The following is a 25,395-nucleotide window of genomic DNA, read 5'->3' as shown; positions in this document are numbered from 1 at the left end:
GCAGTGTGCCCGAACGCAGCGACCTACGCCGCCGTATCCACCTTCAACACGCCGCGCCGGATCTGGTCCTCCTCGATCGACTCGAACAGGGCCTTGAAGTTGCCCTCGCCAAAGCCGTCGTCGCCTTTGCGCTGGATGAACTCGAAGAAGATCGGGCCGATCGCGTTGGCGGAGAAGATCTGCAGCAGCACCTTGGTCTGGCCGCCATCGACCACGCCCTCACCATCGATCAGAATGCCGTTGGTCTGGAGCCGCGCGACGTCCTCGCCGTGCTTCGGCAGGCGCGCGTCGATCCGCTCGAAATAGGTCTCGGGCGGCGACGGCATGAACGGCAGGCCGGCTTCGCGCAGGCCTTCGATGGTGGCGTGGATATCGCGGCAGCCGCAGGCGATGTGCTGGATGCCCTCGCCGCGATAGATATTGAGATATTCCTCGATCTGGCCGGAATCGCCGGCGTCCTCGTTGATCGGAATCCGGATCTTGCCGTCGGGGCTGGTCAGCGCGCGCGAGAACAGGCCGGAGGCGCGACCCTCGATGTCGAAGAAGCGGATCTGGCGGAAGTTGAACAGCTTTTGGTAGAAGCCCGTCCACACATCCATGCGGCCGCGATGGACGTTGTGGGTGAGGTGATCGAGATAGAACAGGCCGGCACCGACCGGCTTGGGATCGCGTGCCCCCAACCACTCGAACTCGGCATCGTAAGCCGAGCCCTTGGCGCCGTAGCAATCGACGAAATAGAGCAGGCTGCCGCCGATGCCCTTGATCGCGGGCACATCAAGCGTCTTCTGCACCGACGACACATCGGCAGGTTCGGCGCCGAGCGCGATCGCACGGTCATAGGCCGCCTTCGCATCGACCACGCGAAACGCCATCGACGGCGCGCAGGGGCCGTGCGCGGCGACGAAGTCGAAGCCGTGGGTGCCGGGCTCCTCGTTGACGAGATAGTTGATGTCGCCCTGGCGGTAGACCGTGATCTTCTTGCTCTTGTGGCGGGCGACGGGCGCATAACCCATCAGCTTGAACAACGCGTGCAGCTCTTCCGGATTGGGATGCGCATATTCGACGAACTCGAACCCGTCGGTGCCCATCGGATTGTCGGCGGTGACGGTGGCCGGCGGTGCATCGTGCGGAAACGGACCCATGGTGCTCTCCAATTGCTGCTGCCATGAACTATCCTTCACCGGGCGTGCAATGAGCGTGCAAACGGGACGCGTTTTGGCTATCATATGCACGATCCGTGCATGAAATGGATAAATGACGCATGATCTCCGTAGACGCCTTCGACCTCAAGATCCTGGGCGCGCTCCAGGACGACGGCCGCCTCACCAACCAGGAGCTCGCCGATCTCGCGGGTCTCTCGGCCTCGCAATGCTCGCGGCGGCGGATGCGGCTGGAGGAGGAGAAGGTGATCTCGGGCTATCACGCCGATCTCTCCAGCGAAGCGCTGGGCTTCGGCGTGATCGCCTTTATCCAGGTGGGGCTCGCGACCCACTCGCCGGACAATTCGAAACGCTTCCGCGCCTTGGTCAACCGCATCGACGAGATCCAGGAAGCTTATTCGCTGACGGGCGACGCCGATTACGTGCTCAAAGCCGTGCTGCGCGACCTCAAGGGTCTCTCCAATCTCGTCAACGACGTGCTGATGCCGCACCAGAGCGTGGCGCATGTGCGCTCCTCGATCGTGCTCGACAGGCTCAAGGAAAGCTCGCGGCTGCCGCTGAAGGATTTGAAGGCTGGCTGAAATCGAGGGAACTACGGCATTCGCGCTTCACGCGCCGTCTGCGATGATCAAGCCAATCTGCGGAGATTCTGCCATGGCCCTCCAGCTTCGACCGAACTGCGAATATTGCGACCGCGACCTGCCGCCTGATGCAACGGACGCGCGGATCTGCTCCTATGAATGCACGTTCTGTGCGGATTGCGTGGAGACGAAACTCTCCAACGTCTGCCCGAATTGCGGCGGCGGCTTTGCGCCGCGCCCGATCAGGCCGACGCAGGAATGGCGGCCGGGCGTGTGCGTCACCAAACACGTGCCGTCCGACAAGCGGGTGCATTTGAAGTACAGCGTGGAGGATGTCGCGGCGCATTGCGCGCGGGTCAGGGACGTGCCGCCGGAGAGGCGGTGACTTCGTAGGGTGGGCAAAGGCGCCCTTGCGCCGTGCCCACCACGTCTCCGCAAGCGCGATCGTGATGGTGGGCACGCTTCGCTTTGCCCACCCTACGACACCGGAACGCGCGGCTACTCCGCCGCCAAAATCGTCCCCTCGACCTCTCCGAACCCGACCCGGTAGCCATTGCCCTGGCACCAGCCGCGCATGACGAGGCTGTCGCCGTCTTCCAAAAACGACCGCTTGATGCCGCCGGGCAATTCCACCGGCTCGGTGCCGTTCCAGCTGATCTCCAATAGGCTGCCGCGCTGGTTCTTCTCCGGGCCGGAGATGGTGCCGGACCCAAGGAGATCGCCCACATTCATCGCACAGCCACTGGAGGCGTGATGCATGAGCTGCTGCACCGAGGACCAGTACATGTATTTGAAATTGGTGCGGCTGATGCCGGCGGGCGCATTGGCGCCGGCCGCGCGCAAGGAGACGTCGAGCTCGAGATCATAGTTCTGCGGCTTCGCCTGCTTGAGATAGTCCAGCGGCACCGGCTCCTGCTCCGGCCCCTTCAGCCGGAACGGCTCCAGCGCCTCGCGCGTCACCACCCACGGGCTGATCGAGGTCGCGAACGCTTTTGCCAGGAACGGCCCGAGCGGCACATATTCCCATTGCTGGATGTCGCGCGCGCTCCAGTCGTTGAGCAGCACGAAACCGAAGATCATCTCCTCGGCCTGTTGCTCGGTCAGCATGCCGCCCATGGCAGAGGGCTGGCCGACCACGACGCCCATCTCCAGCTCGAAATCGAGCCGCTTGCACGGCCCGAAGCTCGGCACCTCGACATTCGGCGGCTTCAGCTGGCCGCGCGGCCGCTTCACCTTCGTTCCGGAGACCACGACGGTCGAGGCGCGACCATTATAGGCGATCGGCATGTGCAGCCAGTTCGGCTGCAGCGCGTTGTCCTTGCCGCGGAACATCACGCCGACATTGGTGGCGTGCTCCTTCGACGAATAGAAATCGGTATAGCCGGACACTGCGAACGGCAGATGCAATTTTGCATCGCGCATCGGCACCAGGGCCTGCTTGCGCAGCTCCTCATTGTCACGCAGCTCCGGATGATCATGACGCAGCAGCTCGCTGATCCGCGCGCGTGTCTTCGTCCAGACCTTCGGTCCGAGCGCCATGAACGGATTGAGCGAGGGCGCGGAGAATACGCCGAGCGGCCCGACATCAAGCCGGCAATCCTGCTCGAGCGCCCAGAGATCGAACACGTAGTTGCCGATCGCGACACCGACGCGCGGCGTCGGATTGGCCGAGGTCGAGAACACGCCATAGGGCAGGTTCTGGATCGGGAAGTCGGAGGCGGGATCGACCTCGATGAAGGATCGGAGGCTGGGGTCGTTGGGGTGGGGCATGTTTCCTGCCATACGAATTCTGGTGCTGAACTTCTGTCACCCTCCCCTGGAGGGGGAGGGTCGGCTCATATTGAGCGCAGCGAAATATGAGACGGGGAGGGGTGATCTCTCAACACGGGCAGTGTTCCTTGCGGAGAGACCATCACCCCACCCCGCTACGCATTCCGCTTCGCTGCATGCGTAGCGACCCTCCCCCTCCAGGGGAGGGTAAGCAAGACTACGGCTTGTTCGGATCGAATCGCTTCTCCAGGCCCGTCCAGCAGTCCGCGTAATTGTCCTGCAGCGTCGACGACTTCGCGGCATGCGCTGTCACGCGCTGCGGGTAGCGGGTCTCGAACATGAAGGCCATGGTGCCGGTCAGCTTGACCGGTTTCAGCTCGCCGTTGCTGGCGTGCTCGAAGGCATCGCGGTCGGGACCGTGCGGCAGCATGCAATTGTGGAGTGAGATGCCGCCCGGGACAAAACCCTGCGGCTTGGCGTCGTAGACGCCGTAGATCAGGCCCATGAACTCGCTCATGATGTTCATGTGGTACCACGGCGGACGGAAGGTGTTGTCGGCCACCATCCAGCGCTCGGGGAAGATCACGAAGTCGATGTTCGCGGTGCCCGCGGTCTCCGACGGCGAGGTCAGCACCGTGAAGATCGAGGGATCGGGGTGATCGAACCCGATCGCGCCTACGGGAGAGAAGGTGCGCAGATCGTATTTATAGGGCGCGTAATTGCCGTGCCAGGCGACAACGTCGATTGGCGAATGCGGCAGCGTGGTCTTGAACAGCGAGCCGCCCCATTTCACGTAGAGCTCGGTCGGCGTGTCCTTGTCCTCGTAATACGCGACCGGGGTGAGGAAGTCGCGCGCGTTGGCGAGGCAATTGGCGCCGATCGGCCCGCGCTCCGGCAGCGTGAAGGCGCCGCCGTAGTTTTCGCAGAGATAGCCGCGCGCAGGACCGTTCGGAATCTCGACGCGGAATTTGACGCCGCGCGGGATCACCACGATCTCGCCGGGCTCGGCGTCGATACGGCCGAATTCGGTGACGACGCGCAGATTGCCCTGCTGGAGCACGAACATCAGTTCGCCGTCGGCATTGTAGAAATGCTGATCCACCATCGACTTGGTGATGAGATAGACATGCGCGGCCATGCCGGCCTGCGTGTTGACATCACCAGCCGTCGTCATGGTCTGCACGCCCTGGAGGAAGGTCATGTCCTCCTTCGGGATCGGCGCCGGGTCCCAGCGCAGCTGCGCGATCGGCAGATCGTATTCATGGCAGGGCGCCGAGCGCCACAGGCCGGCATCGGCCTTCTCGAAGCGGCCGGAATGCTTCACCGAGGGGCGGATGCGATAGAGCCAGGAGCGCTCATTGGTGCCACGCGGCGCGGTGAAGGGTGAGCCGGAGAGCTGCTCGGCGTAGAGCCCGTAAGCGCAGCGCTGCGGCGAGTTGCGCCCGATCGGCAGCGCGCCCGGCAGCGCCTCGGTCTCGAAGCTGTTGCCGAAGCCGGACATGTAGCCCGGCGTGACCTGCGCCGAGCTCCGGATGATCTGATCAGGCGAGGTGTTGACGTTCATGACTATCCTCCTCCTTGCAGGGCGGCCCACATTTCCTGGTCGCGCTTGTCGGTCCAGATCACGGGGTCGTCGATCCCCGACGCCTCGTCATAGGCGCGCGACACGTTGAACGGCAGGCAGTGCTCGTAGATGGCGAAGCTGTGGAACTTCGGATCCATGACTTCGCGCGTCGCCGCCATCGATTCCTTCAGCGTACGCCCCCTGGCGACCGAAATTTCGGCCGCGCCATAGAGCGAGGTAACGAAGTCACGCGTCATCGCGATGGCTTCGCGCACCGTGGCCGTGCCCTTCAGCGCATCGCCGCGGCCCGGCGCGATCGCCTTGGGATTGAAGTTGCGGATCTCGTTCAGCGTCAGCGGCCATTCGCGCAAATGCGCGTCACCGCAATAGCAGGCCGAGTGATATTCGATGAGGTCGCCGGAGAACATCACTTCGGCATCCGGCACCCAGGCGACGATGTCGCCGGAGGTGTGGCCTGCGCCCAACTGCATCAGGCGCACCTCGCGCTTGCCCAGATAGATCGACATCTCGCCTTCGAACGTGAGCGTCGGCCAGGTCAGGCCTGGAATGCTCGCGGCATCCTGGAACAGCCGCGGGAAGCGGCCATATTCGGAATCCCAATCCTGCTGGCCGCGTTCCTCGATGAGGCGATAGGTCTCCTGCGAGGCCACGATGCCCTGCGCCTTGTAGGCGGAGGCGCCCAGCACGCGCACGGCGTGATAGTGCGACAGCACGACATATTCGATCGGCTTGTCGGTGACGGTGCGGACGCGCTCGATCACCTTGTTGGCCATCGCCGGCGTCGACTGCGCGTCGAACACCAGGCAGCCGTCGTCACCGACGATGATCGCGGTGTTCGGATCGCCCTCCGCGGTGAAGGCATAGAGATCGGTGCCGATCTCTGAGAAGGTGATCTTCTTCTCGGAGAGATCGCCGGTGGATGCGAAGTTCTTCGCCATCAATTCGTCCTCAGGTCTTGGGGTTATTGTTGTTGCTGTTGTTGCTGCTGGCCGTCGGTCATGCGCCGCTTCGCGAGCACGATCGCTTCCCGCAACACGTCGATGTCGCCGATATGGTTGGCGAGGATCAGGACCAGTGCCGCGTCGAAATCGGCGCTCTGCTCGTCCGTGAAGCCGCGGTGCGCCTCGACGATGGCACGAAAGGCATCGTCGGGCCGCGCGAAGTTGGAGCTGATTGAAAGCGGCATGCGAATCCTCAATTCAAGCCTTGGGCCCGCGACAACGCGGCCGCGATCGCCGCACGCGTCGGATGGCGGAAGCGGGCCGCAACGTAGCCGTCGGGCCTGAGCAGATAGGCTGTATCAGGCGCGGCGTCATAGCGCTTTGCGACAAGGCCCGAGGGATCGGCAAGCCCGCCCTCGCCACCAATGCGGATATCCTTGACACCATCGGGCGCATCGACCGCCGCGCCATTGCTGAACGACAGCAAGGTGAAGTCCGTTCCACCCTGGCGGAATGCATCGGTCAGATAGGCCTGCTCGCCAACGGGCGCGTCGAGCATGGAACAGCCGGGCAACGGTCCGCCGCGCCACGCCTCCGCGTCGGGCGATGACAGCGGCGAGTCGTAGCTGCACGGCACCGAGAGCCGCCCGCCATTGACCATGCGCTTGCCGAATTCGGTCTCCTTAGCCAGCGACAGCACTGCCTTGCGCAGCCGCGCCTCCTGGTGCGAGTTCGGCGCCATGAAATCGGTCGAGCGGGTCGATTCGCGGATGTTCTCGTCGGCCGCGAGACTCCGCTCGACATGGTAGCTCTCGAGCAGGCTCGCCGGCGAGGTGCCGCGCAACACACGATCGAGCTTCCAGGACAGATTCTCGGCGTCCTCTAGCCCGGAATTGGCACCGCGCGCACCGAAGGGCGAGACCTGATGCGCGGAATCGCCCGCAAAAATCACCCGGCCGTGGAGGAAGCGATCCATCCTCCGGCACTGGAATTTGTAGAGCGAGATCCACTCGAACTCGAACTTGTCGTGACCGAGCATGCGCGCGATCCGCGGCCGCACGTTCTCCGGCTTCTTCTCGACGACGGGATCGGCATAGCGATTGAGCTGGAGATCGATGCGCCAGACGTCGTCGGGCTGACGGTGCAGCAGCGCGGAGCGGCCGGCATGAAACGGCGGATCGAACCAGAACCAGCGCTCGGTCGGGAACTCCGCGGTCATCTTGACGTCGGCGATCAGGAACTGGTCCTCGAACACCTGTCCCGCGAACTCGGCGCCGACCATCTGCCGCAGCGACGAGCGCGCGCCGTCGCAGGCGACGACATATTGCGCGTGCAGGCGATAGGCGCCCTCCGGCGTCTCGATCGTCAGCGCGACGGAATCGTTGCGCTGTTCAAGCGCCGTCACCTTGTTGCGCCAGCGCAGATCGATCTCAGAGAGATCGCTGATGCGATCGACCAGATAGGCCTCGGCGTAATATTGCTGGAGATTGATGAAGGCCGGCCGCTTGTGACCGTCCTCGGGCAACAGGTTGAACTGGTAAAGCTGCGACTCGCCATGGAAGATGCGGCCGACGCTCCACACCACGCCCTTCTCGACCATGCGGTCGCCGACGCCGAGCCGATCCCAATATTCGAGCGACCGCTTGGAGAAGCAGATCGCGCGCGAGCCTTCGCCGATCCGGTCGGCATCATCCAGAAGGACGACGCGCTGGCCGCGCTGGGCAAGGTCGATCGCGAGCGACAGCCCCACCGGCCCCGCGCCGACGACCACCACGGGATGCTCGGCCGCACTCTGGCCGGGACGATCCTGGTCGGGATGGCGGCGATAGCCGAACTGGGTTTTGGCCTGCTGCGTATTGGCCTGCGCCATGCGCTAACCTCGGCTCTGGTCAAGAGAGGACTGATCTGCTAGATAGTCTCACGTGCAACTATTTTGGACCGGAGCCGGCCGGCCGTCAACTGGAATTCGGAGCGCAAGCCTTGGCGAGGACATCCAGCGACATCGCGCTGAAGGCACGTGAGGCCGACGAGGCTTCATTGCGGCCGAATGCGCGGCTCGATTTGTTCAAATTCGTGCCGTTCCGCCTCAACCGGCTGGCCGCCGAGGTGAGTTCCGCGCTTGCGGTCGAATATCAGGAGCGTCACGGCCTCGACATTCCGGCCTGGCGCGTGATCGCCACGCTCGGCTTCCGCAACGATGCCTGTAGCGCGCAGTACATCTCGCAATGCACCCGCACGCACAAATCCACCATCAGCCGCGCCGTGACCGCGCTGCTGCACCAGGGGCTGATCGAGCGGGTCGAGAACGAAGCCGACCGCCGCGAATTCCGCCTGCAACTGACGAAGAAGGGTCGCGCGCTGTACGAAGAGCTGTTCCCGCAATTGCTGCGGCGGGAAGACGAGATCCTCGCCTGCCTCTCTGCGCAGGAGCGCAAGCAACTGTCGGCCCTGCTCGGCAAGATCGAACAGAGCCTCGACCTGATCCAGACCAGCGAAGAGGCCGACGCGAAAGAGGCGTATTAGGGCGCGTACTCATAGAGGTGCAGACGTCGGCTTTTGGGAGGCCGATTGAGAAAGCTTGGCAGGTCCGTGACGGCACTGGCTTATATAACGGCGCTACTTGCGGCGTTTGCCGTAACTCGCGCATACGCCGCTGACATAGGTTATCTGGCTTCCCCCGGAGTCGCTGCAAACGAGTTTCCCTCACCACAGCGCCCTGTTGCACGGATCGTCAGCCCGCGCCGTGCCGCCGAAGAGCGCCGAGACGCCCTCAATGAGGCCGGTCAAATCGCACGTGCTCTTGAACTGAAACCAGGTATGACAGTGGGCGACATTGGAGCAGGCAGCGGCTACCACACGGTCAGGCTCTCGCACGTCGTCGGCCCCGCCGGTTCTGTCGTTGCCCAGGACGTCACGCGGGATTACCTCATCGAGCTCGCCAGGCGAACAGAACGTCTGAAGTTGACGAACGTGCAATTCGCGCTCGGCGAACCACACGACCCGCGTCTGCCCGCTTCCTCGCTGGATGCTGCAATCCTCGTGCACATGTATCACGAGATAGCCCAACCCTATGCCTTCCTCTACAATCTCGCGGCCGCTCTAAAGCAGGATGCGCGGGTCGGAATTGTCGATCTTGAGCTTCCGACGTCGAAGCATGGCACGCCAATTGAGCTCTTGCGCTGCGAATTGACCGCCGTCGGCTATCGCGACGTTGCCACATATGAGCTCGCAGGGGACGGAGGATACCTGGCGGTATTCTCTCCGCCGGAGGTAGCGGCTCGAAAATCTCCCCGCGACATCGTTGCTTGTGCGGATCCTGCCGGCACTCGCTGACACCACGCCCCGGATTCCGTCATTTCGCAAACGACCGCGACGGCGGCAAATGCAGCGCCCAGGCATCGACCTTGTCGCTGGCACGCGGATAGATCTCCGTCACGATCGGATCATGGCCGGGAATGAACCTGTCAGGATGTCCGGCGAGGCGTTCGATCGTCTCCCAGCCCTGCGCCATGTCACCGATATTGTAGACGATGGGGAACGGGCTCTTGCGCTGCAGATTGGCGTAGTAATGCGCGGCATCGGACGCCAGCACCACCGGCCCGCGCGCGGTCTCGACCTTGACCACCTGCAAGCCGTCGGAATGGCCGCCGACACGGTGCACGGTGACGCCGGGCGCGATCTCGCCGTCGCCGGAATAGAAATTGACGCGCTCGCCATAGACATGGCGCACCATCTGCGTGACGTGCTCGACCGAGAACGGATGTCGCAGCAGTCCGTTGCACATGCAGCGTCCCGTCGCGTAAGCCATCTCGCGCTCCTGGAGATGGAAGCGCGCGTTCGAGAAGCGATCGAGATTGCCGGCGTGGTCGTAATGCAGATGCGTCACGATAATGTCGCGAACGCTCGACGCCGCGACGCCAAAGCGCTCCAGCGCATCGACCGGATTGAGCGTCAGCTTGCGCGCCCGCGCGCTCGCCTCCTCGGCGTTGAAACCGGTGTCCACCAGGATCTCGCGGCCCTGCCCTCGGATCAGCCAGACGAAATAGTCGAGATCCTGCGCCGCGCTGTCATGCGGGTCGGGCTGAAGGAAGTTCATGTTGGGGGTGCGTGGCGACATCGTCGCATAACGCAGGGCGTAGATTTCGTAGGCGTTTCCCATGGTTTTCTTTTCTGAGTTGGACCTTCGGGGACGATCGAGCGCACCAAGCCATTGTCCGCAGCAAAGGTCAAACACCGGAGGGCTGCGACAGCGTCCAGCCTGCTATGTGAGACCCCTCACATCTTCTTTGTCGCGGCCGCTCCAGCATCCTGCCGCAGAGTCGAACCAGATGGCGCCGAGCACAACCGTGACAGTCCGTTTATTCCCCTCCCGGCGCGCCCATGCATCGCGGTCAATTGTCGCGATAATGCCGAATCTCCAAGCGGTTGACGCCCCCCTTCCGCGGTTTGATAATGCACATTGCGTAAGTTAAGGTCGCCGCGGCGCAAGCTGGTAACGGCGCCTTTTTGGCTGGACCGCGCTGATTATGAAAATTCGCTTCCTTTTTCTTCTGCCCTTGCTCGTTTCGCTCGTCCCGGTTGCGCCATCCCTGGCCGCCGGCGACCGTTATGCGTTGGTCATTGGCAACGCCAAATATCCAGACGCGGACGCCCCGCTGAAGGAACCGCTCAACGACGCGCGCGACGTCGCCGACGAGCTCAAGCGCGACGGCTTTTCCGTTGAAATCGGCGAGAACCTGACCGGCGACGGCATGCGCCGCGCGTTCGACAAGCTCTATGGCAAGATCAAGCCGGGCTCGGTGGCGCTGATCTTCTTCAGCGGTTTCGGCATCCAGTCGGCGCGCCAGAGCTACATGCTGCCGATCGACGCGCAGATCTGGACCGAATCCGACGTCCGCCGCGACGGTTTCAGCCTGGAGACCGTGCTCGGCGAGCTCAATACCCGTGGCGCGGGCGTCAAGATCGCGCTGGTCGACGCCTCCAGGCGCAATCCCTTCGAGCGCCGGTTCCGCAGCTTCTCGGCCGGCCTGACGCCGGTCATCGCGCCGAACGGCACGCTCGTGATGTACTCGGCGGCACTGGCCTCGGTGGTCTCGGACGCGGGCGGCGATCACAGCCTGTTCGTCCAGGAGCTCCTGAAGGAGATCCGCGTCCCCGACCTGATGGCCGAGGAGACGCTGAACCGCACCAAGATGGGCGTCACCCGCGCCTCGCGCGGCGAACAGGTGCCGTGGATCTCCTCTTCCCTCGCCGAGGATTTTTCGTTCATTCCAGGCGCCGGCGGATCGCGCCCGTCGATGACGGCACCGCCGCCATCGCCGCCGCCGGTCGTCGCCAACAATCCGCCGCCGGCTCCGCCCGCACCGCCTCCGCCGCCGAAGCCGGCGGACACGGCAGCGGCACCTGCTCCAGCACCTGCTCCTGCACCGGCGCCCTCACCGAAACCGCAGGTCGAGGCCGCCTTGCCGCCGGCGCCACCGCCGGTGAAACCAGCCGAGACCACCCCCGCACCGAGCATGGATAGCGGGCCGAGCGCGGCCGCGCTGGCGGAGGATCCGACCATCAAGGGCCTGACGGCCAAGATCGCCGCCAATCCTGATGACGTGAATGCGCTGTACCGGCGCGGTCAGGTCTATGCCAGCAAGGGCGCCTACAATTTGGCCATCAAGGATTTCGACGAGACGCTTCGGATCAACGCGAAGGACGTCGAGGCGCTGAACAACCGCTGCTGGACCCGCACCGTGGTCGGCGACCTCCAGGGCGCGCTGAAGGATTGCAACGAGGCGCTGCGGCTGCGGCCGAATTTCGTCGATGCGCTGGACAGCCGGGGGCTCGTCAATCTGAAATCGGGAGCGGTCAAGAACGCCATCGCCGATTTCGACGCAGCCCTGAAGATCAACCCGCGCCTGACCTCCTCGCTCTTTGGCCGCGGGATTGCCAAGCAGCGCAACGGCTCGGCGCAGGAAGGCGCGCTCGACATCGCCAATGCCAAGGCGATGGACCCGAACATTGTTCAGGAGTTCGCAAGCTACGGAGTACGCTAGTATTTTTTTGAGTTGAGGCGGCAGACGCCTCGAACCCTCGGCGGCTCAGGGAAGACTAACGGACGGATGCCGCAGGCGGCCTTTCCCGGGGGGCCATTGCAGGAATTTTGGAACCGCGCGGTCAGCTGCGCAGGAGGGACTGGCAATGAGATTGGCTGCAAAGGGATTTAGCGCGATGCTGTCCATCATCACGGTCGGCGTCGCTCTGTCGCTGACGACCCCGCTCGCATTCGCGGGCGACGACGGCAACAGCAAGAACGTCACCGAGGACGAGATCGTCCGCGCACTGGCGCCGCCGCCGAAGAAGCCGTTGACCCGCGGCCTCTCGATCGCCCCGCAGGCCGATCCCGCACCCAGTGCGACGGAAACCAAGCTGATCCAGTCCGTGCGCGGCCGCTCGACGCGCTCACTTTCGTCGACCGAGCGCGAAGAAATCGCCTCAGTGGCCAAGGACAAGCCGAACATCGATCTTGAAATCACGTTCGACTACAACTCGGCCAATATCAGCGCCAAGTCGCTCGCCTCGGTACAGGCGCTCGGTCGCGCGCTGACCAGCCCCGACCTGAAGGGCTCGACCTTCGTGGTGGCCGGCCACACCGACGCCGCCGGCGGCGAGGGCTATAATCAGGACCTGTCGGAGCGCCGCGCGGATTCGATCAAGCGCTACCTCGTCGACAAGTACAGCATCTCCGCGACCGATCTCGTCACCGTCGGCTACGGCAAGAGCAAGCTGAAGGACCCGGCCCAGCCGATGGCGGAGGTCAATCGTCGCGTCCAGGTCGTCAACATGGAAAACAAGACCACCGCATCGAAGTGAGAGCACGACGTAATCCTTTGAAGTGCCAAATCCTTTGAAGTGCCAAGTCGTGATGTGGTGTAAAGTCTTGCTTCAAAAGCGCGTCCCGCAGCCTTGTGGGACGCCGCTTTATTTCAGGGAAACGCTCTCAGCAGGCCTCGTGCGGATGGCCGTGAGCCAGGCCAGGACAATCCGGCGATGAACGCCTCCGAATATCTCAAGCCTGCCGGAACCGTGGTGTTCGTCGTTGCGCTCGGCGTCGGCTATTATCTGTTCGAGCATCGGCATCGCCCCGAGGCGAAGGAAACGCCGAGCGAGGCGCTCGTCATCGTGACGAAGTCGACCAACGCCTGCTTCTCCGACCTCGTGCGGGTGACCGGCTTCTTCGTGCCGCGCCGCGAGGCCGTGGTCGTCGCCGACCAGGAAGGCTCCAGGGTCACCGACCTCTTCGTCACCGAAGGCGCCATGGTCACCGACAATCAGGAGCTGGCGCGCCTGACGGCGCCGCCGCAGATCCCCGGCCAGCCGCAAAGACCCGGCCCGCAAGGCCCGATCTCGCTGAAGGCGCCCGCGCCGGGCCTCGTCACCGAAGTGCGTACCGTCGTCGGCGCGCCCGCCTCGCCGCAGGCCGGCCCGATGTTCCGCATCGCCGTCAACAACGAGATCGAGCTCGACGCCCAGGTCCCGGCGGTGCACATGCCCAAGCTCAATCCCGGCGCGACCGTGCGCATCAGCCGCGATGACGCGCCCGATTTGATCGGCCGGGTCCGGCTGGTCGCGCCCGAAATCGACCGCACCACGCAGCTCGGCCGCGTCCGCATCAGCGTCACCAACAATCCATCGCTCAAGGTCGGCGTGTTTGCCCGCGCCTCGATCGACGCCAAGCGAAGCTGCGGCGTCTCGATCCCCAAGACCGCGATCGACCATCTCACCATTCAGGTCGTCAAAAACAATATTGTCGAGACGCGCAAGGTACGGGTCGGGCTGTCGTCCGACAGCGCGACGGAAATCCTGGAAGGCCTCGAGGTCGGCGAAATCGTCGTGGCCGACGCCGGGTCTTCGCTCCATGACGGCGACCAGATCAAGACCATGTTCGCCGATGAACTCGATCGCACGCGGGTACGCTGATGGCTCTCAATATCTCGGCTTGGTCGATCCGCAATCCGCTGCCGTCGGTCGTCTTCTCGATCATCCTCCTGGTCCTCGGCTGGGTGTCCTTCACCAAGCTCGCCGTGACGCGGCTGCCTTCGGCCGACATTCCCGTGATCTCGGTCGTGGTGTCGCAGTTCGGCGCCGCACCCGCAGAACTCGAATCCCAGGTCACCAAGACGGTTGAAGACGCCGTCTCCGGCGTCGAGGGTGTCAGGCACATCACCTCCTCGATCACCGACGGCGTGTCAGTGACCACCATCCAGTTCGCGCTGGAAACCAACACCGACCGCGCGCTCAACGACGTCAAGGACGCGGTGACGCGGGTACGATCGAACCTGCCGCAGAACGTCACCGAGCCGCTGATCCAGCGCGTCGACGTCATCGGCCTGCCGATCGTCACCTATGCCGCGATCTCGCCCGGCAAGACGCCGGAGCAGCTCTCCTATTTCGTTGACGACGTGGTCAAGCGCGCGCTGCAGGGCGTGCGCGGCGTCGCCCAGGTCGAGCGCATCGGCGGTGTCGAGCGCGAGATCCTGGTCTCGCTCGATCCGGACCGGATGCAGGCGATGGGGCTGACCGCGGTCAATGTCAGCCAAAGCCTGCGCGGCACCAATGTCGACGTCGCCGGCGGCCGCGCCGAGATCGGCAAGAACGACCAGGCGATCCGCACGCTTGCGGGCGCGAAGACACTGGGCGATCTCGCCGGCACCATGATCCCGCTGTTCGGCGGCGGTGAGGTCCGGCTCGACGATCTCGGCACCGTCACCGACACCATCGCCGACCGCCGCACCTTCGCCCGCTTCAACGGCGAGCCGGTGGTCGCGCTCGGCATCAAGCGATCCAAGGGCGCCAGCGATGTGAAAGTGGCCGAGGCCGTGCAGAAGCGCATCGACGCGCTGAAGGCCGCCTATCCCGACGTCGACCTGAAGGTGATCGACACCTCGGTCGAATATACCAACGGCAATTACCACGCGGCGATCTCGACCCTGTTCGAAGGCGCCATCCTTGCCGTCATCATCGTGCTCCTGTTCCTGCGGGACTTGCGCGCCACCATCATTGCCGCGATCTCGCTCCCGCTGTCGATCTTCCCGGCGTTCTGGGCGATGGACCTTCTCGGCTTCTCGCTGAACCTCGTCAGCTTCCTCGCCATCACGCTGTCGACAGGTATTCTCGTCGACGACGCCATCGTCGAGATCGAGAACATCGTCCGGCACATGAACATGGGCAAATCGCCCTACCGTGCCGCGCTCGAGGCCGCCGACGAAATCGGCCTCGCGGTGATCGCGATCTCGCTGACGATCATTGCGATCTTCGCGCCAGCGAGCTTCATGTCGGGCATCGCCGGACAGTTCTTCAAGCAGTTCGGCATCACCGTCTCGGTGCAAGTGTTCTTCTCGCTGCTCGCGGCGCGCTTCGTCACGCCGGTGCTGGCCGCCTACTTCCTCAAGCACCATGCGCACGAAGAGCCGCCGCCCGGCCGCGTGCTGCGGGCCTATCACAGGATCGTGGCCTGGTCGGTGAAGCACCATTTCATCACCGTGCTGATCGGCTTCGGGGTGTTCGCCGCCTCAATCTGGAGCATCACGCTGCTGCCGCAGGGCTTCCTGCCGGCGCAGGACAGCGCGCGCTCGCTGCTGGCGCTCGAGCTGCCGCCGGGCACCCAGCTTGCCTACACCGAGAAGGTCACCGAGGACATCGTCGCACGCCTGCGCAAGCGGCCGGAGGTGAAGAGCATCTTCGTCGATGGCGGGCGCGTCCCGCCGGGCACCCAGGAAGTCCGGCGCGCCTCTCTGATCATCAACTACACGCCCAAGGACAGCCGCGACATCACCCAGCGCGAGCTCGAATTCTCGATCAGCCAGGAGCTGGAGAACGTTCCCGACATCCGCTTCTGGTTCCTCGACGAGAACGGCCTGCGCGCCATCTCGCTGGTCGTGACCGGCGTCGACGCCAACATCGTCAACAACGTCGCCAGCGAGCTCGCGACGCAGATGAAGCGGATTCCGACGATCTCCAACGTGATCTCGGAAACCACGCTCGAGCGGCCCGAGCTGCGCATCGAGCCGCGCGCAGATCTCGCCGCGCGCCTCGGCGTCTCCACGGAAAGCCTGTCGCAGACCATCCGCGTCGCCACCATCGGCGATGTCGGGCCCGCGCTCGCCAAGTTCGACGTCGGCGACCGCCTGGTGCCGATCCGCGTTCAGCTCGAGGACGCCGCGCGCGGTAATCTGAGGACGCTCGAACAGCTGCGCGTGCCGCTCGGCGAGCGCGGCGAGAAGGGCGGCGTGCCGCTCTCGGTCATCGCCGACGTCAAGCTCGACCAGGGTCCGACCAGCATCAACCGCTACGATCGTGAGCGGCAGGCAACCGTCGCCGCCGACCTCGTCGGCTCCGCCGCGCTCGGCGACGCGACCAAGAAGATCTACGACCTGCCGGTGATGAAGAGCCGGCCGAAGGGCGTGAAGGTCTCGCCCTCCGGCGACGCCGAAAGCCTGAACGAGCTGTCCGACGGCTTCGCCACTGCAATCACCGCGGGCCTGATGATGGTCTACGCCGTGCTGGTGCTGCTGTTCGGCACCTTCCTGCAGCCGATCACCATCCTGTTCTCGCTGCCGCTCTCGATCGGCGGCGCCATCGCCGCACTGCTCATCACCGGTAAGCAGCTCACCACGCCGGTCTGGATCGGCATCCTGATGCTGATGGGTATCGTCACCAAGAACGCGATCATGCTGGTGGAATTCGCCATCGAGGCGATCCGCGCCGGCAAGCCGCGCGAGGAAGCGATGATCGACGCCGGCATGAAGCGCGCGCGCCCGATCGTGATGACCACGATCGCGATGGCCGCGGGCATGACGCCGAGCGCGCTCGCGGTCGGCGCCGGCGGCGAGTTCCGCTCGCCGATGGCGCTCGCGGTGATCGGCGGCCTGATCTTCTCGACCATCCTGTCGCTGGTGTTCGTGCCCGCGATGTTCATGGTGATGGACGATCTCGGCGCCCTGATCTGGCGATTCGCAAAGCGCCTGATCGTGCACAGCGAGGATGCCGACACCGCCGATCATCACGGCACGGCGCCGGATAAAAAGGGCATGGTACACCCCGCGGCGGAGTAGCCGTGATACGGACGTCGACAGCTCAAGCTGGTTCAGCGAGCGGCGTCAGCGAACCCGACGTCGCAGGAGATCGTCTCCGCTACGAAGCGTTCAAGCGCACCGGTCGCGCCGTCCGAACGACGAAGCGGTTTAGCCGATCCCCTACTCGTTCCGCGCGATGGCCGTCAGCTTGGTCATGTTCCGCAGCAGGATGCGGCCGCGCTGGAGATCGAGGATCGCCTCCTTGCGCCACGCCTGAAGCTGGCGGTTGACGCTCTCGCGGGCCGCGCCGACGAAGATGCCGAGCTGCTCCTGCGAGATGTGGACCTCCGAGCCGAAATCGGCGGCGAGCGCGCAGAGCCGCCGCGCCAGCCGCACCGGCAGCGGTTGCAGCATGGATTCTTCCATGCGCTCGCTCTGCCAGCGGATGCGCTGGCACAGCAGCGCGATGATTTTGATTGCGACCTTCGGCTCGCGTTCGAGGAAGCTGAGAAAATCTTCGCGCCGCAGCACGAACAATTCACTGGCTTCGCCTGCGGTCGCATCCGCAGTCCGGCTCTGGCCGTCCAGCACCGCGACCTCGCCGAACAGGTCGCCCGACCCCATGAAGTTCAGGGTCAGACGGCTGCCGTCGGAGACGCCGGTCTCGATACGGACCTGGCCCCGGCGCACGCCGAACAGCGCGTCCCCCGCATCGCCCTTCTGGAACAGCACCTCGCCGTTCCCCAGATGCTGGGTGTGGCAGAGATTCGACAGCCGCTGGAGCTCGTCTGCGCCGAGATCGGCGAACATCGCGTTCATCTTCAGGATGACCGCAAATTCGGCCTGCTTGCTCATTTCAATGTCCTTGTGAATTTCCTTAGCCAGTTTCCCTGGCAAATCGCTTGGAACCATCAAATCAGGATCGCGTAATACCGCGCCGGGGAAGTGTGTCATAAGTCACATAACTTTGCAGCACCCCCTGACTATTTTTACGTGCTTGGAGCCGCTTCCCGTCCGGGGATAAACTCAGGCGCAAAGGACGGATGCATAGGACGGTCATCTGCGGGATTCGCCGCCGATTGTCCGTCGTTGGAAAGTCGACATGAGAGCAGTGAAATTCGCCGGCGCGGCGATAGCCGCCGTCATCATCGTGATCGGGCTTCTCCTCGTGATCGGGATTCCCTCGGGATTCCTGACCACGACGATTGCCTCGCGGGTCGAGAGCGCGACCGGCTACCGCCTGTCCATCGACGGCACCACGAAGATCAGCCTGTGGCCGACGCTGAACGTCACACTCAACGATCTCACGCTTCAGGACCCGAAGGACCGCAGCGGCATCACGCGCCTGACGGTCGACAGCGTGCAGGCCGACATGTCGCTCTCGAGCGTATGGTCGGGCAGCCCGAAGATCAGCGAACTCGTCGTCACCCATCCCGTGCTCCACCAGCCGCTGCTGCGTGAGCGACTGCCGAATGCCGGCACCGCGTCGAAGCCGCTGGCGCTCGACACCGGTGGTGCGACCATCGACCGCGTCAAGGTCGTCGACGGCGAAGTCGCGTTCGCGCGCGTGCGCGACCGTGTCGAGGGCCGCATCAGCGCCATCAACGCCGACGCCGTCGTTGGCCGCGACCGCAAGGTCGACATCGCCGGCACCGCGCGGGTCGGCGATCACCCGACCAAGTTCGACATCAAGGCGTCGACGCCGGCGCCGCCGGCCGACCGGCCGACCATTCCGGTGGATTTCGCCATCGACATGCCTGATGTGCTGAAGTCCCAGCTCACCGGTCATGCCGAGATGCGGCTGAGCGGCGATGTCGTGATGATCAACGGCGTGAACGGCAGGCTCGGCGACGGCGCCTTCAACGGCTGGGCCTCGGTCGATATTGCGAGCAAGCCCCTGGTCAAGGTCGATCTCGACTTCCAGCGGCTCGCGATTCCGGTGGCGAAATCGCCGGAGGGCACGTCGGGACAGCCCTGGAGCAATGCACCGATCGACGTGTCCGGGCTCAATTATGTCGACGCACAAATCAGGATCTCCGCGAACGAGGCCGTGATCGGCGATGCGCGCCTCGCGCCGCTGGCGCTCGATGCGAAGCTCGCCGGCGGCGTGCTGAAGGCCGGCACCGCCAATCTCGGCGCCTATGACGGCCAGGTCTCGGGCGAGGTGATCCTGGATGCCACAAGCGGCGCACCGAGCTTTGCCATGCATTCCGATCTCGTCGGCGTGCGCGCACTGCCGCTGCTCCAGGGCCTTGCCGAGTTCGACCGGATCGACGGCAAGCTGCAAGCCAAGCTCGCGCTGCGCAGCGCCGGCACCAGCCAGCGCGCGCTGATGGCGAACATGCAGGGCACGGCCTTCGTCAATTTCCAGGACGGCGCCATCCGCGGCATCAATATCGCGCAGATGATCCGCTCGCTGACGTCGGGCACGCTGTCGGGCTGGCAGGACAGTGAGGCCCAGAGCACGGATCTGTCGCAGCTCTCGGCGTCCTTCCGCATCGACAAGGGGCAGGCGGTGACGACCGATCTCAATCTGATCGGACCGCTGGTGCGCGTGACCGGCGCCGGCACCATCGCCCTCGACACCAAGATGATGGGTTTTCGCGTCGAGCCGAAGCTCGTGATGACGACCGAAGGCCAGGGCCGCACGTCGGAGCCGGTCGGCTTCGGCATTCCCGTGATGATCCAGGGCAGCTGGTCGCAGCCGCGGATCTACCCTGACATGGCCGGCATGCTGGACAATCCGGATGCCGCCTATGCCAAGCTGCGCGAGATGGGCAAGGGCCTGTTCGGCCCTGATGGCGCAGGGCTCGGCAATCTCCTGGGCAGCCTCGGGTTGGGCGGCGCCGCAGCGCCGGGCGGCGGCAACGCGGCCGGCAATGCCAATCCGCAAACCCAGCAGCCGGGACAGAACAACCCGCTCGGCGGCCCGCTGGGCGAGGCGATCGGCAATTTGATCCAGCAGGGGCTCTCCAGCGGTGCGGGGACCAGCACTGGCACCGGCCGCAGCCGCGGCCTGCCGGCGACACCGTCCACCCCCGCTCCGCAGGCCTCTCCCGCGCCCCCGGCCCAGGACGACCCGGCGGTGGTGCAGCAGGACAGCCAGCCGATGAACGACGTGCTGCGACAGCTCTTTAATCGATGATTGGCCGACCAACGCACTGGACTCCACGCCAATCCCTACATCGGCCTCCCCGTCCGCCGCTTCATCCAAAGGGATGAGGCCGCGACAATTCACGACCCCTTCGGCCGAGCCCCGGCCTCGACAGCGGTAACCACGCCGGCCGGTCCACAGGTCGCTGGACGGCCCGCTGGCCCGAATTGTGGTAGAAGGGCGCCTGGACCGGTACGGCCCGTAGCGTCGGCGTCGATGACGGCGCGAGAGGATCTGGATGGCGGGAGCGAAAGACAAGACACGGTTTCTGCGCGAGGGCCTGTTCGCCAAATACGTCGTCTCCCTCGTCGGCCTCGTCGTGTTTGTCCTCGCCGTCAACGGCGCGATGGAGACCTGGATCTCCTATCGCGCCACCAAGACCCAGCTGACCGACGGGCTCGACGACAAGGCGCAAGGAGCCGCCCGGCGGATCGAGCAGTCGATCTCCGAGCTCGAGCGCCAGATCAGCTGGGTGACGCGGGCAAGCCAGGACACGCTCGAGAAGCGCCGCGCCGACTACGCATCGCTCCCTGCACCAGGTCTCGGTCGTCAATCAGCTGTTCCAGCTCAACGGCGAGGGACGCGAGGTGCTGCGCGTCTCGCGCCAGTCGACCACGACCGGCGGCAATGCCGACCTCTCCCGCGACATGCGCTTCACCGACACGGTTGCCCGCGGCGTCAGCTACGCGCCGGCCTGGTTCTCCGACCGGACGCCGATGATGTCGATCTCGCTGGCGCATTCCGGTTTCAATGCCGGCGTCACCGTGGCCGAGATCGACCTCAGCTTCCTCTCCGACTTCCTGTCCGACGCCCAGGTCGGCAAGGCCGCGTTCGCCTATGTGGTCGATCCGCGCGGCCGCGTGCTGGCGACGTCGTCGAAAGGGCCCGATGTCGGCAAGGACCTGTCGAAGCTGCCGCAGGTGGCGGCGGCGATTGCGCCCGGCCGCGAGCCGGACACCTCGGGCACCGACTTCAACGGCCATGCGGTGATGAGCGCCGCGAGCACCGTACCGAAGCTCGGCTGGAACGTGATGTTCGAGCAGCCGACCACGCAGGCGTTGATGCCGATCCGCGACCAGCTCGTGCGCATCGCGCTCTTGATCGGCATGGGCCTGATGGTCGCGATCCTCGCCGGCACGCTGCTCGCCCGCCGCATGATCATCCCGATCACGGCGCTGCGCGACGGCGCGCACAAGCTCGGCGAAGGCGATTTCAGCCACCGCATCGACGTCCACACCTCCGACGAGCTGGAAGACCTCGCCGGCCAGTTCAACCGCATGGCCGGCCAGCTCCAGGAAACCTATTCGGACCTGGAGACCAAGGTCGAGGAGCGCACCCGCGATCTCGCGCAGTCGATCAACGAGCTCAAGGCGCTGGAAGAGGTCGGCCGTGCGGTCGCCTCCTCGCTCGATCTCAACGCCGTGCTGCCGACCATCGCGGCGCGCGCGATCGAGATCACCCATGCCGATGCGGTGCTGATCTATGGCTTCGATGCCGAGACTCGCCGCTTCAACCTGATCGAATCCAACGGCATCGACAAATCGGCCGACGGCGCGCATGTCACGATCCAGCAGGGCGCCAACATCCTGAGCGATGCCGCCGATAGCGGCGAGCCGATCGCGATCGCCGATCTCGACCGGGCCTCCGAGCAGCCGCTGCGCGACGTCGCGGTCGATGCCGGCTTCCACTCGGTGCTGGTGGTGCCGCTGGTGGACCAGCAGGGCACGCTCGGCTCGCTGGTGGTGCTGCGCCGGGCCGGCGGCGAGTTCGGCGGAAGCCTCACCGGCCTGATGCGCACCTTTGCCAACCAGGCCGTGCTGGCGATGCGCAACGCGCGGCTGTTCACCGAGGTCGATCACAAGGGCCGCGAGCTCGCCGCGGCACATAACACCGTGCAGCAGCAGGCGGCCAAGCTCCAGGAGCAGACCGAGCAGCTTCGCAACTGGAACCGCTCACTGGAAGAGCGCGTCGAGAAGCAGCTCGGCGAGATCAGCCGCATCAAACGGCTCGAACGATTTCTCGCGCCGCAGGTCGCCCAGCTCATCGCTTCGTCGGATGGTCATGACTCGCTGCTCGACAGCCATCGCCGCGAGGTCACCGTGCTGTTCTGCGATTTGCGCGGCTTCACCGCCTTCACCGAGGCGACCGAGCCGGAAGAGGCGATGAACGTGCTGCGCGAATATCACGCAGCGCTCGGCAAGCTGATCTTCAAATACGAGGGCACGCTCGACAAATATGCCGGCGATGGCGTGATGATCCTGTTCAACGCGCCGATCCAGTTCGAGGACCACACGCGGCGCGCGGTCCAGATGGCGGTGGAGATGCGCGACACGATCGGCCCGCTGACCGAGAAGTGGCGCAACCGCGGGCACACGCTCGGCTTCGGCATCGGCATCGCGCTCGGCTATGCCACGCTCGGCCAGGTCGGCTTCGAGCAGCGGCTGGAATATGCCGCGATCGGCAGCGTCACCAACCTCGCCTCGCGTCTCTGCGACGAAGCCAAGGCCAACCAGATTGTGGTCAGCCGCCGCGTCTACGGCATCGTCGAGCCCTGGGTCGAAGCCCGCGCGCTCGACGACCTCGTGCTCAAGGGGTTCAATCACCCGGTGCTGGCGATGGAGATTTTGTCCTGGCGCGAGCAGGTGGAGAACGTGGTGGATGCGTCCGCAGCGCGGCGGAGAGGGTAGCCAACAACAAAAAAGTCGAAAACAACCCCATGCACAGTAGACGGGGTCCGCAAGATCAATGACTTACGCGGGTGCGGGAGTGGTTTGACACGTCGGGCAAAACACCGGCGGAATGGTATCATCTCCCACACCCTCCCACGAACCACATCCCTCCTCCCTGCGACTAACGATCGCCTCGGGGTCGAGGCTCGATTTCGGATGGAGACGATCGTGGCGTTTGCCTTGCCTTCGCGCGCGTATGATTTGCAGATGCTGGACCGTCCCGCTGATCGTGCGCGCGATCACGGTTGGGTCTATGGCCTGCCGCCGGGCATCAGCAGCGAGCAATGGCCGCTCGATCTCGTCACCGGCTTTCCGCTGATGCACGGCTTCACCTTGAAGCTGCCGGAAGACTATCGCGTGCATGGCGAGGACATCGTTGCGGTCTCGTTCTTCGCCACCGCGCCCGACCACAATGACGGCGGTGCGCCCGATGATCCCGAGATTCGCGAGGCCGTGGCGGCGCGACCAGCGCATCCGCGGCTTTCGCGCATGACCGATATTCTCGACTACGAATATGCAGCGTTGCTGCTGACCAAGGCCGAATATGAGGGCGCATTCGCGGCGCCGCCGGCACCGCTTCCGCTTGCGACAGCCGATCGGCCGCGCTGGCTCGACGTCGGCGGCGCCAGTGCCTTCTTCGAGGCCGCCGCGCCTTACGCAAAAAAGATGTTTGCCGCGCAGCTGCGCGCCGATCTCAGCGAGACCCGCGCGATCGCGCTTGTGCCACGCGCGACCGATCCCAATGCCGGCAAGGGCCCGCAGGACGAGCACACCCGACAAAACCCGCCGACTGGTTATCAGCCCTACTATTACTATGTCGGCGGCGTGCCGAGCCGCGACAATTTCCGCCTGCATGACTGGGGCAAGGATCACGCGCACAACCATCTCGGCGGCACCATGCGGCCGTGCCAGGCGGTGCCGGAGATGAGCCCGTTCTACATCGAGTTCGAGGAATATTTCGGCGGCTACAATTTCGGCGGCGGCAACGCGCAGCTCGACTTCAAGGACATGAAGTTCGACTGGGCGTGCGGCTGATCACGCCCCGCGCTTCGGCCCGATCGCCTCGAAGCCGACCTTCTGCTCGTCGCTCAAGTCTGCCTCGAAATCGTCGAGCGCGTCGCCGACGCCCTTCACTGCCTGCAGCATCGTCTCCAGCCGCGCCTTCACGGCCGTGAGGCGGGCCTGCGGCGTTGCGGCCGCATGGGTCGGGCAGGCGCTGAGCGTCTCCATGGTGCGCAGCGTAGTGTCCTGGAGCACCTCAAGCCGGGCGCGAGCGGTGTCGTCGAGCCTCAGCGTGGACGCGATCTCGCCGGCGGGCCATTGCTGCTGCACGAGCTGCTCGTATTGCCGCTGCGCCTGCACATCATAGCGGGGATCGTAGCCGGCCTCGCACGCGGCTGGCGTCTGCGCATCCTTGCGCTGGCCGGCCGCAAGCGCGGCACGGCGCTCGTTGGCCAGCGCGTCGAGCTTTGCCTTCTGGCCGGCATCGAGGAGATCGACGAATTTTGCGAGCGGCGGCGCGATTGCGTCCGTCGCCTTGATCATGGCCGCGAGGCGCGTCTGCATCAGGCCGAGGCGCTCCGCGGCGGTCGCGGGGACCTGCGTCAGGCAGGCCGTGCGAATGGTGTCGCGCGCAGCGACCCAGGCGGTCGCGAGCTCATCGAGCGCTGTGCGCTGCAATTCGTTCGGCTGCACCAGGGCGACGATACGGTCGACCGGCAGGCCGCCGGTGTCGCTGGCATCGCAAACGGCCTCGACCGAAGGGACCTTTCGCGCGCGCCTGCCTTGCGGCGCTGTGTAGGCGGCGAACTCCGTGGCCGCATAGGGCGCGAAGATCGCGGCGTAGATGTCGCCATAGCCATAGAGCGAGAGGCTGGTCGTATCGCCCAGGATGATCGCGGTGGTGAGGTCGTCATGCGCGAACGGCCAGAACACCGGGCCCGCCCAGCCATAGCTGCCATCGGGGTGGCGCCACCAGCCCTGCGGGCGACGGCCACCGTGCCAGCCCGACAGCGCAGCTTGCGCCGTAAGCGCCGCACGCAGGATGTAGGGGTTGGCCGGCTGGCCGCGTTCGGCGCCGCGAGGATCCTGCGACCTCAGCGCGGCGGAGCGGTATCGGCCGCCCCGTACCGCCATGCGCGCATGGCGCAGGCGAGTCATGCCGATCACGTGGCCGACGGCAAAGCGCGCGACACCGAGCGGACCACCGCGCAATCCGAACTGTGCCTCGGCCTTATTCGGCAGCAGCACTGCCGCAATCACAAGAGTAGCGCCCGCCAGCGCCAGTCCCATGCGTCCGGACATGAAAGCGGACCTGACCACCTTGGCCTCCTCCCAGCGGCAAGCGCGCACTACGACGCATCACAATGACGCGCTGGGGAACCGAATGTTCCGGAGAGACGGAGGGCAAAG

General features: G+C 65.0%; 19 protein-coding genes and 1 pseudogene. 11 read left to right on the top strand and 9 right to left on the bottom strand.

All coding sequences use genetic code 11. The features are described 5' to 3' along the window. Nucleotides 1–23 precede the first annotated feature (23 nt). Nucleotides 24–1,142, bottom strand: coding sequence for a 4-hydroxyphenylpyruvate dioxygenase (hppD, locus tag ACVJ5M_RS05885; RefSeq protein WP_231143779.1), 1,119 nt, complete (start codon nucleotides 1,140–1,142; stop codon nucleotides 24–26). A gap of 119 nt (nucleotides 1,143–1,261) precedes the next feature. Between hppD and ACVJ5M_RS05880 the strand changes: the two genes are divergently transcribed. Next, a complete protein-coding gene (locus ACVJ5M_RS05880) occupies nucleotides 1,262–1,741 on the top strand; it encodes an Lrp/AsnC family transcriptional regulator (RefSeq protein ID WP_038959069.1) in 480 nt (159 codons plus the stop codon). A 73-nt stretch (nucleotides 1,742–1,814) separates the two neighbouring features. Continuing rightward, on the top strand, nucleotides 1,815–2,126 hold the full coding sequence (locus ACVJ5M_RS05875; RefSeq protein WP_063980502.1) for a DUF1272 domain-containing protein: 312 nt from the start codon (nucleotides 1,815–1,817) through the stop codon (nucleotides 2,124–2,126). 113 nt (nucleotides 2,127–2,239) lie between these two features. Here the strand turns inward: ACVJ5M_RS05875 and fahA are convergent, their stop codons facing one another. The 5 genes from fahA to ACVJ5M_RS05850 all read right to left on the bottom strand — a co-directional run bounded on the left by fahA (nucleotide 2,240) and on the right by ACVJ5M_RS05850 (nucleotide 7,907). After that, the gene (gene fahA / locus ACVJ5M_RS05870; RefSeq protein ID WP_231143778.1) at nucleotides 2,240–3,511 is read right to left on the bottom strand and encodes a fumarylacetoacetase; all 1,272 of its coding nucleotides are present in this window, start codon (nucleotides 3,509–3,511) and stop codon (nucleotides 2,240–2,242) included. Nucleotides 3,512–3,728: 217 nt separating this feature from the next. Beyond that, nucleotides 3,729–5,075 carry a homogentisate 1,2-dioxygenase gene (gene hmgA / locus ACVJ5M_RS05865; protein WP_063980501.1) on the bottom strand — a complete coding sequence of 449 codons (1,347 nt, stop codon included), beginning with the start codon at nucleotides 5,073–5,075 and terminating at the stop codon, nucleotides 3,729–3,731. A gap of 2 nt (nucleotides 5,076–5,077) precedes the next feature. Further along, complete coding sequence (locus tag ACVJ5M_RS05860) at nucleotides 5,078–6,034, bottom strand: MBL fold metallo-hydrolase (protein WP_354100028.1); 957 nt, start codon at nucleotides 6,032–6,034, stop codon at nucleotides 5,078–5,080. 23 nt (nucleotides 6,035–6,057) lie between these two features. Then, entirely contained in the window at nucleotides 6,058–6,282 is a 225-nt protein-coding gene (locus ACVJ5M_RS05855; protein ID WP_354100029.1) for a DUF2783 domain-containing protein, read from the bottom strand. A gap of 8 nt (nucleotides 6,283–6,290) precedes the next feature. Then, the gene (locus ACVJ5M_RS05850; protein WP_354097879.1) at nucleotides 6,291–7,907 is read right to left on the bottom strand and encodes an FAD-dependent oxidoreductase; all 1,617 of its coding nucleotides are present in this window, start codon (nucleotides 7,905–7,907) and stop codon (nucleotides 6,291–6,293) included. 110 nt (nucleotides 7,908–8,017) lie between these two features. On the opposite strand from ACVJ5M_RS05850, the gene ACVJ5M_RS05845 reads away from it, so the two are divergent. Continuing rightward, entirely contained in the window at nucleotides 8,018–8,560 is a 543-nt protein-coding gene (locus ACVJ5M_RS05845; RefSeq protein WP_063980499.1) for a MarR family winged helix-turn-helix transcriptional regulator, read from the top strand. Between the two features lie 45 nt (nucleotides 8,561–8,605). Next, nucleotides 8,606–9,370, top strand: a complete 765-nt coding sequence (locus ACVJ5M_RS05840; RefSeq protein WP_231143777.1) for a class I SAM-dependent methyltransferase — start codon at nucleotides 8,606–8,608, stop codon at nucleotides 9,368–9,370. A 19-nt stretch (nucleotides 9,371–9,389) separates the two neighbouring features. On the opposite strand, the gene ACVJ5M_RS05835 is transcribed toward ACVJ5M_RS05840, so the two are convergent. Beyond that, nucleotides 9,390–10,196, bottom strand: coding sequence for an N-acyl homoserine lactonase family protein (locus ACVJ5M_RS05835; protein ID WP_063980498.1), 807 nt, complete (start codon nucleotides 10,194–10,196; stop codon nucleotides 9,390–9,392). Between the two features lie 367 nt (nucleotides 10,197–10,563). On the opposite strand from ACVJ5M_RS05835, the gene ACVJ5M_RS05830 reads away from it, so the two are divergent. From ACVJ5M_RS05830 to ACVJ5M_RS05815, 4 genes are all read left to right on the top strand, one after another. Continuing rightward, a complete protein-coding gene (locus ACVJ5M_RS05830) occupies nucleotides 10,564–12,081 on the top strand; it encodes a caspase family protein (RefSeq protein WP_283017922.1) in 1,518 nt (505 codons plus the stop codon). A 145-nt stretch (nucleotides 12,082–12,226) separates the two neighbouring features. After that, the gene (locus ACVJ5M_RS05825) at nucleotides 12,227–12,898 is read left to right on the top strand and encodes an OmpA family protein (RefSeq protein WP_063980496.1); all 672 of its coding nucleotides are present in this window, start codon (nucleotides 12,227–12,229) and stop codon (nucleotides 12,896–12,898) included. A 177-nt stretch (nucleotides 12,899–13,075) separates the two neighbouring features. After that, nucleotides 13,076–14,005 (top strand): efflux RND transporter periplasmic adaptor subunit, encoded by a 930-nt coding sequence (locus ACVJ5M_RS05820; protein ID WP_063980495.1) that lies wholly within the window; start codon nucleotides 13,076–13,078, stop codon nucleotides 14,003–14,005. After that, the gene (locus ACVJ5M_RS05815) at nucleotides 14,005–17,139 is read left to right on the top strand and encodes an efflux RND transporter permease subunit (protein WP_063980494.1); all 3,135 of its coding nucleotides are present in this window, start codon (nucleotides 14,005–14,007) and stop codon (nucleotides 17,137–17,139) included. Before ACVJ5M_RS05820 ends, ACVJ5M_RS05815 begins: the two co-directional genes overlap by 1 nt. 141 nt (nucleotides 17,140–17,280) lie before the next feature. On the opposite strand, the gene ACVJ5M_RS05810 is transcribed toward ACVJ5M_RS05815, so the two are convergent. Next, on the bottom strand, nucleotides 17,281–17,955 hold the full coding sequence (locus ACVJ5M_RS05810) for a Crp/Fnr family transcriptional regulator (RefSeq protein ID WP_063980493.1): 675 nt from the start codon (nucleotides 17,953–17,955) through the stop codon (nucleotides 17,281–17,283). A 247-nt stretch (nucleotides 17,956–18,202) separates the two neighbouring features. Between ACVJ5M_RS05810 and ACVJ5M_RS05805 the strand changes: the two genes are divergently transcribed. From ACVJ5M_RS05805 to ACVJ5M_RS05795, 3 genes and pseudogenes are all read left to right on the top strand, one after another. Continuing rightward, a complete protein-coding gene (locus tag ACVJ5M_RS05805; RefSeq protein ID WP_231143776.1) occupies nucleotides 18,203–20,245 on the top strand; it encodes an AsmA family protein in 2,043 nt (680 codons plus the stop codon). A gap of 247 nt (nucleotides 20,246–20,492) precedes the next feature. Beyond that, nucleotides 20,493–22,941 (top strand): annotated as a pseudogene (locus ACVJ5M_RS05800) (adenylate/guanylate cyclase domain-containing protein). 210 nt (nucleotides 22,942–23,151) lie between these two features. Continuing rightward, on the top strand, nucleotides 23,152–24,018 hold the full coding sequence (locus tag ACVJ5M_RS05795; protein ID WP_063986003.1) for a hypothetical protein: 867 nt from the start codon (nucleotides 23,152–23,154) through the stop codon (nucleotides 24,016–24,018). Here the strand turns inward: ACVJ5M_RS05795 and ACVJ5M_RS05790 are convergent, their stop codons facing one another. Continuing rightward, a complete protein-coding gene (locus ACVJ5M_RS05790; RefSeq protein ID WP_063986002.1) occupies nucleotides 24,019–25,287 on the bottom strand; it encodes a Spy/CpxP family protein refolding chaperone in 1,269 nt (422 codons plus the stop codon). It abuts the gene before it with no gap. Between the last annotated feature and the right edge of the window lie 108 nt (nucleotides 25,288–25,395).

This window comes from Bradyrhizobium sp. S3.7.6, assembly GCF_054061875.1.
Note: the sequence above shows the minus strand (reverse complement) of the source record. Positions and strands in the feature narration are given on the sequence as shown.

What these genes read in the sequence shown, in the direction of transcription:
- ACVJ5M_RS05805 (WP_231143776.1), top strand. Translation starts at nt 18,203, where the DNA reads ATGAGAGCAGTGAAATTCGCCGGCGCGGCGATAGCCGCCGTCATCATC.
- ACVJ5M_RS05825 (WP_063980496.1), top strand. Translation starts at nt 12,227, where the DNA reads ATGAGATTGGCTGCAAAGGGATTTAGCGCGATGCTGTCCATCATCACG.
- ACVJ5M_RS05880 (WP_038959069.1), top strand. Translation starts at nt 1,262, where the DNA reads ATGATCTCCGTAGACGCCTTCGACCTCAAGATCCTGGGCGCGCTCCAG.
- hmgA (WP_063980501.1), bottom strand. Translation starts at nt 5,075, where the DNA reads ATGAACGTCAACACCTCGCCTGATCAGATCATCCGGAGCTCGGCGCAG.
- ACVJ5M_RS05820 (WP_063980495.1), top strand. Translation starts at nt 13,076, where the DNA reads ATGAACGCCTCCGAATATCTCAAGCCTGCCGGAACCGTGGTGTTCGTC.
- ACVJ5M_RS05815 (WP_063980494.1), top strand. Translation starts at nt 14,005, where the DNA reads ATGGCTCTCAATATCTCGGCTTGGTCGATCCGCAATCCGCTGCCGTCG.
- fahA (WP_231143778.1), bottom strand. Translation starts at nt 3,511, where the DNA reads ATGCCCCACCCCAACGACCCCAGCCTCCGATCCTTCATCGAGGTCGAT.
- ACVJ5M_RS05850 (WP_354097879.1), bottom strand. Translation starts at nt 7,907, where the DNA reads ATGGCGCAGGCCAATACGCAGCAGGCCAAAACCCAGTTCGGCTATCGC.
- ACVJ5M_RS05835 (WP_063980498.1), bottom strand. Translation starts at nt 10,196, where the DNA reads ATGGGAAACGCCTACGAAATCTACGCCCTGCGTTATGCGACGATGTCG.
- hppD (WP_231143779.1), bottom strand. Translation starts at nt 1,142, where the DNA reads ATGGGTCCGTTTCCGCACGATGCACCGCCGGCCACCGTCACCGCCGAC.
- ACVJ5M_RS05860 (WP_354100028.1), bottom strand. Translation starts at nt 6,034, where the DNA reads ATGGCGAAGAACTTCGCATCCACCGGCGATCTCTCCGAGAAGAAGATC.
- ACVJ5M_RS05810 (WP_063980493.1), bottom strand. Translation starts at nt 17,955, where the DNA reads ATGAGCAAGCAGGCCGAATTTGCGGTCATCCTGAAGATGAACGCGATG.
- ACVJ5M_RS05875 (WP_063980502.1), top strand. Translation starts at nt 1,815, where the DNA reads ATGGCCCTCCAGCTTCGACCGAACTGCGAATATTGCGACCGCGACCTG.
- ACVJ5M_RS05790 (WP_063986002.1), bottom strand. Translation starts at nt 25,287, where the DNA reads ATGTCCGGACGCATGGGACTGGCGCTGGCGGGCGCTACTCTTGTGATT.
- ACVJ5M_RS05855 (WP_354100029.1), bottom strand. Translation starts at nt 6,282, where the DNA reads ATGCCGCTTTCAATCAGCTCCAACTTCGCGCGGCCCGACGATGCCTTT.
- ACVJ5M_RS05830 (WP_283017922.1), top strand. Translation starts at nt 10,564, where the DNA reads ATGAAAATTCGCTTCCTTTTTCTTCTGCCCTTGCTCGTTTCGCTCGTC.